The sequence below is a fragment of the Staphylococcus sp. FSL W8-0304 genome (assembly GCF_038006565.1).
Classification (GTDB): domain Bacteria; phylum Bacillota; class Bacilli; order Staphylococcales; family Staphylococcaceae; genus Staphylococcus; species Staphylococcus epidermidis.
In genome coordinates, this window is record NZ_JBBOVL010000001.1 from 285,930 (window position 1) to 298,741 (window position 12,812).

Genomic DNA, 12,812 nt, shown 5'->3' on the forward strand with positions numbered 1-12,812 from the left:
CAACGATTTTACTTAATTAATGTTAGAACAGTATGATTTAAAATGATACTTACAGGAAAACATGTTGTATTGTTCTTATCTTAGAAAGATAAGTTAAAAAACGGTTATTCACCTTAACAGAAGGTGGATAACCGTTTTTGTTTATCCTAAGTTTAACAGTGACAGATTTTATTGCTATAGAAACAGGCACAGTTGTAATTATCGATGCTTCTCTTATATGAAAGAAAAATCTATGATTAAGTCAGTTCAAGTAACATGATGTTTTATTCAATTGATTTAAATTAAAAATTGATGCAACACGTTTATTTAAGATGCCTCATCTTTACTAAAACTGACTATTATATCCATATTACCAACAAAGTTAATATATTGATCTTCAGAAGTTAAAATAAAATGATCACCCTTATCGATTTTATATACTTCGTTATTGATTGAAACTTGCCCGTGGCCGTTAATCATTGACACTAAGCAATAAGTGTGTGGTTTTTGAAAATCTAATATGTCTTTGATAGACCATTCTTCAACCGTAAAGAAATGATTAGCAACAAATTGAGTGTATTGATTGCCATTTATCATTTCAGTCTTAGGTGTTGTATTAGGTTCAGTTGTAGTGATATCAATAACATCTTTACTTTGGTTTAAATGTAATTCACGCGTATGACCATTTTTATCTTTTCGGTCATAATCGTATATACGATATGTTGTATCTGAGGATTGTTGGGTTTCCAAAATGAGTATTCCGGAACCAATAGCATGAACTGTACCGGCTGGTACATAAAAGAAGTCACCCGGTTTAACAGGTACATGTTTAAATAAATAGTCGAATTCATGATAATCAATCATATGTTCAAGTTCATTTTTACTTGTAGCATTAACACCATAGATAATTTCAGCACCAGGTTGAGCGTCTAAAATATACCAACATTCAGTTTTACCGTATTCGCCTTCATGTTTAAGTGCATATTCATCATCAGGATGTACTTGTACTGACAAACGATCATGTGCATCTAGAATTTTAGTGAGGAGTGGAAAATCTTTACGTGAGTCATTTCCGAAAAGTGCTTTATCCTCGTCCCAAACTTGTTTTAAAGATTTCCCCTTATGTTTTCCGTTAAGAATTGTGTTGGGACCGTTTTTATGTGCGGAAATTGCCCAGCATTCACCCGTAGAATTATTCGGAATATCGTAACCAAATTGAGTGAGATTGGTGCCACCCCATAAACGTTCTTGAAATACGGGTTGAAGAAAAAGTACCATTTGTCATACGCTCCTTTATATCTCTTTTAAAATATTAAATATTTCATCACGACTTTGAGCATGAATTAACTCATCACGCGTATTATCTTTCATGAGTGTTCGTGATAAACGTTGTAGCAATTTTAAATGTGTATCGTTATTATCATTGGGAACTGCTATAAGGAAAATGAGCTGAGGATTGGATTTATCTAGACTTTCCCACTCTACACCTGCTTTATGATTTAATACAGCGACGATAGGACGTTTAACTGCATAAGATTTAGCATGTGGTATTGCAACGTTCATTCCGATAGCAGTTGTTGACTCAGCTTCTCGTTTAAGGATTGCGGTTCTTACCTCTTCTATATTCGTAATGTAATGACGATGGCATAACTTTGTAAGTAATCTATCAATCGCTTGATCTCTTGTCATTGGTTCCTTGGTAATTTCAATGAGTGATTTATCGAACACCATATGATGTGAGGATTGTGTAGTGTGATTAGTAGATTGGTCATCAGAAAATACATTGTCAGTTCCAACAGAAGTATCATTTCCACTACTGTTTTTTGCTATAGCAGGGGTGTGACGCTTAAACAACAAGACTGTGAACATGGTTACTAAGCTTCCAACGAGAACAGCTACAAAGAACCATAAAATATTACTGATGCCACCTAGTACAGCGACAATAGGACCTCCATGAGCAACTTTATCACCGACACCTCCAATCGCCGCTATTACTGAAGCAATCATCGCGCCAATCATATTAGCTGGAATGATTCTTAGAGGATCTTGTGCAGCAAAAGGGATTGCTCCTTCAGTGATACCAAATAATCCCATCGTAAATGATGCTTTACCCATTTCTTGTTCTGCTTTATTAAATTGGTGTTTACGAACAAACGTTGCTAAACCTAAACCAATCGGTGGTGTACATACTGCAACAGCAACCATTCCCATCACAGTGTAGTTGCCTTCAGCAATTAATGCAGAACCGAATAAAAATGCTACTTTGTTAACTGGACCTCCCATATCAAAAGCAATCATCGCGCCAATAATAATAGCAAGAATAATGATGTTAGCCCCTTGCATTCCTTTTAACCATGATGTTAATGCACCAAAAATATTCGAAATTGGTGCGCCTATTACAAATATAAAAATGAGACCAACTATTAATGAAGATAGAATAGGTATAATGATGATAGGCATAATAGGGGCCATAGCTTTAGGAACTTTAATCTGTTTAATCCATTTTGCAATATAGCCCGCTAAGAAACCTGCGACGATACCACCAAGGAAACCAGCTCCTGCTTCACTTCCATATAAACTACCATCTGCAGCAATGGCACCACCAATCATACCTGGAACTAGACCAGGTTTATCAGCAATACTCACCGCGATATAACCTGCAAGGATGGGAACCATAAATTTAAACGATAAACTACCAATATTTTCAATAGATTTCCAAAATGAATCTTCGGGGATAACTAATCCTTTTGGAGTGGTGTGTCCTCCAAGAGTTAAGGCAATAGCTATGAGTAAACCGCCAACGACGATAAATGGCACCATGAAGGATACACCATTCATTAAATGCTGATACACCATTTGAATATTACTTTTATGAGATTCTTCCTGATCTCTAGACATATTTGTAGAAATATTTTGATCATGGTAAATTTGTGCATCTTGGTCAATCACACGCTGTATTAATTCCTTGGGTCTATGAATACCTTCACGTACACTTTCATTGATGAGAGGTTTACCATTAAATCTTGATAAATCTACCTGTCTATCGGCAGCAATGATGATTCCATCAGCTTCTTTGATTTCTTTAGAAGTGAGCACATTTTCTGCTCCGACGCCTCCTTGAGTTTCAACCTTAATATCAACGCCCATATCTTTTGCCGCTTGTTCTAATTTTTCTTGAGCCATATATGTATGAGCAATTCCATTTGGACATGATGTAACTGCAAGAATTTTCATAGTATGCACGCTCCTTTTCCTAACAATAATTGTAAACGCATACATTCAAGCATAAAAAAGAATAATTGCCGTCAATAGTGGCAATTATTCTTTAAAACGTGCATACAAGGTGTTTTTTAGTTGTAAATCATCTAAAAGACATAATTGATGGATGTCATCTTCTTCTAATTGAGCAATTGTTTGTATAATTTTACGGTTAATATTTAAATCTTTTTTACTCATTGCTAAAAAGAAAACAAGTTTAACTTTATGTTGTTTCCATGTTATAGGTTGAGAAGGTTTAAATATAATCATGTGTGATTTCAGTACTTTTTCAGGGTTGCCGTGCGGGAGTGCTATCCCTTTACCTATATATGTTGAGGATTGTTTTTCGCGATCTATTGCACTTTCTATATAGCCATCTAGAGTTGCATGATGATAATCTAAAATTTCTTTGGATTTCTCAAAAATTGGAAGAATGTGATTTGAATGATTCAGTTTGAAATTGGACTCAACACTCAACTGAATTTTTGATAATATATCATCTTTTGATAATGGGTTTTGCATGGCTTTTATAAAGAATTCGATTTTTTTAGCATCTTCATCTGAAAATAAAGGTGATACTTGTATGACTTTAGGTGTTTGTAAAAGTTGACTTGTATCAAAGTCTTGAGTAGTAATTAATAAGTCAATCCCTTCAAAATGATAGTCGTTAATATCTTCAAGTTTTAATGTATCTACGATTTGTATTGCATGATTAAGTTGTTTGATTTTCTCAGCGAGTAACGTTGAGATGCCTAAACCATAATAACAAGCAATTACAACATGAATATGTGATGACTTATGACGTTCGATAGAAGACTGAAAATGTATAGTTAAAAAGGCAATCTCGTCTTCACTTAATTGGATATTTGTATCTTGTGATAATTGTCGAATACTATCATATAGTGTATTAAAGACAAAGGGATATAGTCGTTTGATTTGAATTGTTAATGGATTATTTAGATACACATGACGCATTAATCGCAAATATGTACGACTAAAGTGGACGTTCATATTATCTTTTAAAATTGTATCTTGTGAAAAGGGAAAACCAATATGTTGATCCATTAATTCAATGAGTCGATCGATATAACTTTGAATAAATAGTTGTTGGATCCCTAAATCAAACTTATTGAAATGGTAGCTAATAAAAAAGGAAAAGCACTCGCTTGTTTTATTGTTAAGTTGATATCCCAGCGTTTCGTTGATATCTTTTATACACTTTTTCGCTATGGTTAAGGATTCTGTATCAGTGGTCCAATCTTCTTCCTCTGTTTGAGAATGTTTGATAATTAAAATTAGATGCACAAGTAATTGTTGTATTTTATTTTCAGAAGTTGATAATTGATGATTATCTATATGCTTTGAGATAATTTGTTTTATTTTTCTAGTATGGGCTTGAGGTAACTCTTGTAAAATAAGGTTTTCAACTTTAAAGTCATCGTCTGTAAGTTGGTTGATATGAAGTACAGCATTACTGATACTCGTTGTACTCGCATCGATCATGATACCTTGCTTCTTTTTAATTGATAAATAAATATCAAATTTTATAGCCCACGTTTGTATACGTGTTATATAATCAATCACTTTTGATTTTGTTAAATGGTAAGTTGAAGATAGCTCTTTGATAGTGAATGTATGCTTTTCCATAAATAACCTATAAGCAATTGTGATAAGTAATTTATTCTCTTTTACAATAACTGACTCTAAAGCAGATTGTATCTCATCAGGTGTATAAAGCCATGTATTTAGCAGATAACCTTTAGATTGTACACTTAAAATTAATTCATTTAGAAATGTAGTATGTATAGTTTTAATATCATTACGAATAGTTCTATTAGATACATTTAACTGTTTGGCAATATCATGGCCACTTATATACGTATCTGTATAATTTAATAACAATTTGATGAGTTTGATTTGTCTATCAATCACGATTAATCACTCTTCTCTATATAAACTTTGAGAAAACGCTTCAATGATTTACTTTAATTCTATTATTAAAATTGAACACAATCAATATGGGGAAAACGTGAAAAATATTACCATCATCTTAATTACAATTATAAGAAGTCGTTATTTATAATTAAGTTATATTTTTAGAATAGTAGACATCAATTATTAAAAAAGTAAAATTTGAATTAAATTAGATTTGAGTTCGATATATATTAAGTGGTAAAGAGATGAAATTAATATCTCTAATAAAAATTGCTTCACTTTAAAACATGTGGAAATCAGTTCGCTTAAGAGTGAAAGTTAATGGTCCAGTATGATGGTGGAGCATTAGAATAAATCATTTTGTCAGAGAAATAGAGGGCTAAAATGATAAATTCTAAAAAGGTTATAGAATTAATATTTTAAGATGAATAGTACAGTATAGTCACTTGTTCAACTTAATTAGCATCTACAACTACTAATATGTTAACAAGGCTAGGACACGATATGTATCCTAGCCTTGTTTTATGGTATTTAGAAACAATGAGGTTTCATATGCTATTTTGAATTAAACAAATTTTAAAACTTGGTCAACGATTTTTGCAACTGTATCTGCAATACCGAATCCCATGTCTACCCAATCTTGTTTTACGTGTAAACCAGCGTTTACAGCGTTATGTAATGATTCAACGATACCTGACATAATAATATAATCCTCCCTTGTTGTTTGTGATACGCTTACATAACTATTTCTAACATACATATAGATACATGTAAAGGGGGTTGAGAAATTTTAACAAATTCTTTAAAAACAAAATAAAATTGAGAACTAGGAATTTGGAATATTGTGACTTCTTGTAATTTAATTAATTGCAATAGATGAACATTGAAAATTAAATGTTAATAAAATTGTGCATTTATTCACAATATCTTCACATCAAATTGCACAAATTATGATAATTTAAATATATAATCTTAAGAAATATTGAGGAGTGGTTTTGTTGAGTAACTCAAAAAAAGTAGCCGTTGTCACAGGTGCAGCACAAGGTATTGGCTTGAAAATTGCTGAGCGTCTATTTGAAGATGGATATAGCATCGCGCTTGTAGACTTTAATGAAGCGGTAGCTAAAGAGTCAGCTGAAAAATTATCAAAAGAAGGGCAAGAAGCAGTTGCTTTTAAAGCAGACGTTTCAAATCGTGATCAAGTATTTAGTGTGTTAAATCAAGTCGTTGAACATTTTGGCGATTTAAATGTCCTAGTTAATAATGCTGGTCTTGGTCCAATGACACCAATTGAATCAGTAACACCTGAACAATTTAATCAAGTTGTAGGTGTTAACGTAGGTGGTGTATTCTGGGGCATCCAAGCTGCAATTGAACAATTTGATAAATTAGGACATGGCGGTAAAATTATCAATGCCACATCTCAAGCAGGTGTTGAAGGTAATGCAGGCTTATCTCTATACAGTAGTACTAAGTTTGCTGTTAGAGGATTGACTCAAGTAGCAGCACGTGATTTAGCTGAGAAAAATATTACAGTCAACGCATTCGCACCTGGTATTGTTGAAACACCAATGATGAAAGGTATCGCTGAAAAACTTGCTGAAGAAAACAACCAACCAATGGAATGGGGTTGGAAACAATTTACAGATCAAATTGCTTTAAAACGTTTGTCTAAACCTGAAGATGTAGCTAATGTAGTAAGCTTCTTAGCAGGTAGCGATTCAGATTATATTACTGGTCAAACAATCATCGTTGACGGTGGTATGAGATTCCACTAAGATAAAAATCAATAAGATATAAAAAAGTTGAGTAAAGTTAATTCTAGAGATTTTAAAATTTCTAGAATTAACTTTTTTAATTATCAAACATTAACATTCTTCTATTCTGTAAAAATAACTTAAGCTATTTAAGCTACTTTAACTGCATAGAAAATGGTCAATATTTATAATTAGTAATTAAATTTAAAATTGATGGCGTGATATATTGTGGCATATCTTTTACAACAGGTATGCGCTTAGAAAAATATTCACTCTCAAATCCAGAAATGACATGAAATCTAGCAATTGCAAATATTAATACTTTGGTTTATTAATTGATCCATCGATAAATCTAACATAGTGATTTTTATCTTTTTTATTAATATACAGCTAATTTTTCTAATTGCGCATTTACTTTTGACATATTCGAACGTATCACTGATGCTGATTCATCCATAGTTTTGATGGCTTGCCCAGCATTTTCATTCAACCCATTACACACTACTTCAAATTGTTGAGCCATTTGATCTAAACGCGCTTGAGCTTGAGTATTTAAAATAAACATATCGTCATAATGACTTGGTTCAAAAATCATATTAACAATCGTAGGTTTCGCATTTTCTATAATATCATCTAAGTGATTTTCGAGAATAGGCGACGCAACTTTCAAATCATTTAATAGAGATACCCACTTATCTATTTCACCTACTAATCTTTCAAGTGCAGAAATTACAATTGAAGGACTAAATGGAGAAACTTTCAATGCAGTAATAATAGCTGGGTTTTTCAACATTGTTTTAATAGAATATATACTTAATTTCGCATTTGTAAGTGCAGTAACTGTTTTATCGATATCATCCTTAACAGGTTTGAAATACTCGTTATATAACTCTTCTACATATTCTGCTAAATCTTTTATGCCCTTATCAATATGATCTTTTAAAATTGACATTTTACGAGTTAAGTAATTGGAAGATTCGATTGAACCGTAAACCATATTTTCACCACTATAGCTTATATTAGTATTACCATCCATTATAGTGGCATCTTGTTGAGACATGATATTTTTAATATCTGCTATTTGACGACCATAAATATCATTTTGTTGTTTTACTTGTAAAATATTTCTAGATACCACTTGAAGATGCTTCATCATTTCTTCAGCTACACCATCGTGAAAATCATTATCCAAATTTTGAAAGATTTTTTGGATTTTTGCTTCAAGTGTATCGTGAATTGCTTCGATACCCTTTTCTAAATTACGGACTATTTCAGAAATATATTCTTCAAGTGATTTAAGACCTATAGAAGGTATTAAGCCAATTATAGGATCGATAACTTTGTGTACTTGATCAATCGCTTCTTCAAAAGACTGTCGTTTGTGTTTAATGGAATTACATAAATTTTCCAAGGAATCAAGGCATATTTTATCAATGAAATCACTTTTAAGTTTGTGCTTACGATTACTAAAGTTATTGTTTTCATGTTGAGATATATTAAAGCTTTCATTTAGAAATTTAACACATTCAGATAACATTTTACTTGTTTCACCAGTTACTAAATTATGGAGATTTTCTAACTTTTCAATATCTAGTTTAATTAATGTGCCAGTACCAGAACGAGAAATAGATTCTCCTGTCCAGACATTTATTGGGATTCGGCCGTCCATGTCTAAAGTAATATCAATCGTTTTAGGTTTTGATTTGCCTTTTTTAGTATCCGTATCCTTAACAGATTTTATCTTTTTAACAGGTATATCTTTGTATGTGTTATTTATTTTATTAAATTTTCTTTTATAACCTAAATGACTATCAGCAAGACCTTCAAGAGTAGGCACACCGGTTTTAAGGTCTACACGTTTCCCAGGATTATTTTTAAATACCGGATCTTGAACCCAAGACAATATATCATAAGTGCTATGATAATTTATAATATTATTATGTTTTTTAGATTTAGTGCCTCTCCAAGACGCTTCAGGTAAGGTTGCAGGATCAGTCGTAACTACTTTTAAATTAGGATTTTTAACACCTGCTAATTTAGCACCAACTGCTCCTTGAGAATTTCCACCACTATTAACTATTTTTACATCTTTAAATCGTTCTCTTTCTTCTCCGTATTTTATATAAAATTCATCAGAATTTAATTTTTTAGCATCATTTATTTTTTTATTGTATTTATTTATAAAACTCTGATTTTGTTTAATTAAAGCAGTACTTTTATTATTATTGTTCATTAATTTTATATTTTGAAGCCAATCATCTGCAAGTTTACCTTTCAAAGGATTGTTAGGATTAATAGTTTCATTATTATCAGTGCCCTGAAATACTATAAATTGTTCACCCGAAGGTATACCGTATCTATCTAATAACTCGTAAACTTTGATATCTGCTGCACCATTAATATTTTGATTATTATTATCTTCATACCCTCCAACTTGTTTAAAATTCTTGTCATTTACTGAAAATGTTTTCAGTTTTTTTGTATCTTGATAAGCCCAAAAGCTATTTAATTCAGCAATATCTCTATCATTGATTTTATTCATGTTTATGCACTCCATATTCTAATGGGTTATTAGCATCATAAAATGCGCGTGTAGAATTAATTTTTGGCTCACTTAATTGTAAAGTTATGTTTGTGTTTTCAGGTTTTTCTTTGTAATGATATAAATCATCACTTAAGAATAATAAATCTTTCTTAGAGTTATTTTTAGTAAAATCAGATTTAGTACTGAATAATGTTGAAACGACTTCAACTTTGGCTTTGAAATTTGTTGCTTCATTTGCTTTTTTCATGCCTTCTTTGAAACTCTTAGAATCTTTTTTTATTAAAGGTTCATAATATTTTCTATAATTATTAATATTAGTAACGTTACCTGCTAAATAATAATACTCATTTTGATATCCAACATTCTGTGTCTTATGTATTGCTTCTTTAGTAAAACCGGTATATTGATATTTTTCTTCATTGTTTTTAAAGAACTTTGTTAAGTTATCATATTTTTCTTTTTGTGCTTTATATTCGAAACCACTTAACACAGTTCCAACCATATTACTCATGGTATCTCCGTTATCATTGCTTCGCATGGAGCCTTCTTCATGTATTGCTTCCTTATCAAAAGGGATGCTTGCATTAAACACAATGTCATGATCATCGCAATGAACGTAGACTTCGACGCCATCACCACTTCCTACAACATTTGTGGCTTTAACATTAAGGCTAAAATTATCTTTAAAAAATTGTTCACCAAGTTTTTCGTATTCTTCACGATGTTTTTTCGCATGTGCGATAGCACTTTTTTCAGCTACTGGTTGGAAACCTTGACCTTTGTATTGACTTGCGGGAACTTCTTCAGGAATTGATTGTGATGAATGTTTTGCTTCTTTATGCACTGTGGAACATCCTCCAATTAATAATGTTGAAACGATAATGGTAGATATCAGTTTTCTCATGATACACCTCAATATAAGATTAGTTACTTTCATTTTAACTTAATTTATAAATTATATAAATAGAATTTATAAAAGTATTAAACAAATATAACATTTTTCACATATTAGTTATATTGATTTTATAGCAATTTCAAACATATTCGAATAAAAAAATAAAAAGCTTACACAATGTAATTTGATACATGCATAAGCTTTGTCATATGATTAACGATTTTTATTCTGATTATCATTTGTTCCATGATTTTGATTGTTGGAATTATTATTTGAGTTGCCATTTTGTTGTGAATCAGATTGATTATGATTAGGTTGTGACGACTGTTGTGGTGTTGATTGTGATGGTTGATGATCTGATTGATTAGTTTTGTTCTGATTCGGTTTCTGTTTGTTATTTTCTGAAGAGTTATTTTTATTTGAACCGGACTGTTGATTATTATTTGGGTATTGATGGTAGTTAGGTTGTTGTGCTGGTTGTTCAGTACCTGATTGATTATCGTTGTTATAATCACTATTTGTTGGTTGCGTTTGGTCATGTTGTTGATGAGTATCACGATTCTGATTTGAAGTATTATTTTGTTTGTTTTTGTGATTGTGTTCTATTTTTTTATCGTTCTTATTAGAATTCGTATGGTGGTTAATAGCTGCATATAATGAAAAGCCCAATGCACATATAAGAATGATTACCACTATTGTAGCTAAAAATTTTTTCAAAGCGTATATCCTCCATCCTCTTTATTAGCTATATTTTATTATAATCCTTTTATTATTGTAAGTAGAATTATTCTATAAGTTACAAAAGAAATTCTAAATTTATTCTTCTATTAGTAATATATTACAAGCTAGAATTATCGTTTAACGTCTAAGCATAATGTAATGATTGAACCATTGTGCTTGTTATAATCATTTAATATAAGACATGACTTTAACAATGAATGGTATATAAGTATTGTAAGGTAAACAATATAGATAAATGAGATACATTATAGAATAAAAGTTATCCTTACATTGTTAAATTAAAAGTTTTACAAATTAAGAAAGGTGGAATAACGATGCGCGTATTATCTAATGAGGAAAGAGTTAAAATCTTATCCGATATAGTGTCAATAAAAACTGTAAATAGCAATGAATTAGAGGTTGCACAGTACTTAGAAAAACTATTTAATCGGTATGGAATTCGTTCACATATTGATACAGTTACAGATGGTCGAGCAAATTTAATTGCAACCGTTGGTTCAAGTCAACCAGTTATAGGAATATCTGGTCACATGGATGTAGTATCTGAGGGAAATCATGATCATTGGACGTATGATCCTTTCACACTCACAGAGGATCAAGGCTATTTATACGGTAGGGGAGCTGCAGATATGAAATCTGGATTAGCAGCTTTAGCCATTGCTCTTATTGAAATTAAAGAAAGTGGTAAGTTAACACAGGGAACTATTAAATTCATGGCAACAGTGGGTGAAGAAATGGAACAATCTGGTTCGCAACAGTTGTTTGAAAAAGGATATGCTGATGATTTAGATGCATTACTTATTGCGGAACCATCATTTCCTAGTTTGGTGTATGCACATAAAGGTTCAATGGACTTTAGAATAAAATCTAAAGGACGTGCTTCACATAGTTCATTACCATTTTTAGGTCAAAATGCTATTAAGCCATTATTAGAATTTATTCAAAATATAAATCAAGAATATGAAAAAATAACACAATCAGTAAAAGGTGAATCTTTAGATTTTTCAAACATGATAAATAATTTAGGAAGTCAACTACCTAACCATATAACAAAGGAAAAGGCACAAGAGCTTATTCAAGGACTTGTTATGACTAATAGTATTGTTCAAGGGGGAACACAAGTTAATTCAGTACCTGATTTTGCTACAGCTGAATTTAATGCACGCACAATACCAGAATATAATAATAACAAAGTTAAAGCGCTATTTAATGAGTATATAGAGCAAGCAAATCAAAATGGTGCTAGTTTGACTCAAGAACTTTATCTTGATTTAGAACCTGTAGTAACAACAGGTCAAAATCGCTTGGTAGAGCTAGGGTTTGATATTGCAAAAAGCCATTTTTCTAACGAAAGAGATTTAATCGTTACTCCTACTGTAGCAGTTACTGATGCTTCCAACTTATTAAAAGGAAAAGATGAAAATTTTCCATTTTTAATGTTTGGCCCGGGAAATGGACCTCATCAAATAAATGAGTGCGTAGAAAAAGCCAATTATTTAGAATTTGTGGAATACTATATAGAGTTTATCACTTCATATTTAAATGAAGAGAATGAGTAATAAAGATGTGACGTTACACTCTCCAAGTAGAATTTAAAATATTCAACTTGGAGGGTGTTTTTAATATAACATCGTAAAACTAAACAGTATTTAAAAAATACGCCGTACCATAATATTGTTTTAGAATTGTTGATTCTTCAGAA

The 12,812-nt window shown here is 31.3% G+C and carries 9 protein-coding genes; 2 read left to right on the forward strand and 7 right to left on the reverse strand.

What is annotated here, in order from left to right; all coding sequences use genetic code 11:
* Window positions 1-306: 306 nt before the first annotated feature.
* From manA to NST35_RS01195, 4 genes are all read right to left on the reverse strand, one after another.
* A complete protein-coding gene (gene manA, locus NST35_RS01180; protein WP_002458340.1) occupies window positions 307-1,257 on the reverse strand; it encodes a mannose-6-phosphate isomerase, class I in 951 nt (316 codons plus the stop codon).
* A 15-nt stretch (window positions 1,258-1,272) separates the two neighbouring features.
* Window positions 1,273-3,213 (reverse strand): fructose-specific PTS transporter subunit EIIC, encoded by a 1,941-nt coding sequence (locus NST35_RS01185; RefSeq protein WP_123213680.1) that lies wholly within the window; start codon window positions 3,211-3,213, stop codon window positions 1,273-1,275.
* An 84-nt stretch (window positions 3,214-3,297) separates the two neighbouring features.
* Window positions 3,298-5,169, reverse strand: a complete 1,872-nt coding sequence (locus NST35_RS01190) for a BglG family transcription antiterminator (RefSeq protein ID WP_002458338.1) — start codon at window positions 5,167-5,169, stop codon at window positions 3,298-3,300.
* Between the two features lie 568 nt (window positions 5,170-5,737).
* Window positions 5,738-5,872: a beta-class phenol-soluble modulin gene (locus tag NST35_RS01195; RefSeq protein WP_001831873.1), complete on the reverse strand. Its 135-nt coding sequence runs from the start codon at window positions 5,870-5,872 to the stop codon at window positions 5,738-5,740.
* A gap of 298 nt (window positions 5,873-6,170) precedes the next feature.
* Here NST35_RS01195 and NST35_RS01200 point away from each other — a divergent pair, with 298 nt between their 5' ends.
* Window positions 6,171-6,950, forward strand: coding sequence for a (S)-acetoin forming diacetyl reductase (locus NST35_RS01200; protein WP_001831826.1), 780 nt, complete (start codon window positions 6,171-6,173; stop codon window positions 6,948-6,950).
* Between the two features lie 358 nt (window positions 6,951-7,308).
* On the opposite strand, the gene NST35_RS01205 is transcribed toward NST35_RS01200, so the two are convergent.
* The 3 genes from NST35_RS01205 to NST35_RS01215 form a co-directional block, all read right to left on the reverse strand.
* The gene (locus tag NST35_RS01205) at window positions 7,309-9,471 is read right to left on the reverse strand and encodes a hypothetical protein (protein WP_002458337.1); all 2,163 of its coding nucleotides are present in this window, start codon (window positions 9,469-9,471) and stop codon (window positions 7,309-7,311) included.
* Window positions 9,464-10,378 carry a DUF1672 domain-containing protein gene (locus tag NST35_RS01210; RefSeq protein WP_023474367.1) on the reverse strand — a complete coding sequence of 305 codons (915 nt, stop codon included), beginning with the start codon at window positions 10,376-10,378 and terminating at the stop codon, window positions 9,464-9,466. The genes NST35_RS01205 and NST35_RS01210 overlap by 8 nt, the downstream gene beginning before the upstream one ends.
* A gap of 204 nt (window positions 10,379-10,582) precedes the next feature.
* Entirely contained in the window at window positions 10,583-11,086 is a 504-nt protein-coding gene (locus tag NST35_RS01215; protein ID WP_002458335.1) for a hypothetical protein, read from the reverse strand.
* A gap of 338 nt (window positions 11,087-11,424) precedes the next feature.
* On the opposite strand from NST35_RS01215, the gene NST35_RS01220 reads away from it, so the two are divergent.
* Window positions 11,425-12,669 carry an ArgE/DapE family deacylase gene (locus tag NST35_RS01220; RefSeq protein ID WP_002458334.1) on the forward strand — a complete coding sequence of 415 codons (1,245 nt, stop codon included), beginning with the start codon at window positions 11,425-11,427 and terminating at the stop codon, window positions 12,667-12,669.
* Window positions 12,670-12,812 lie beyond the last annotated feature (143 nt).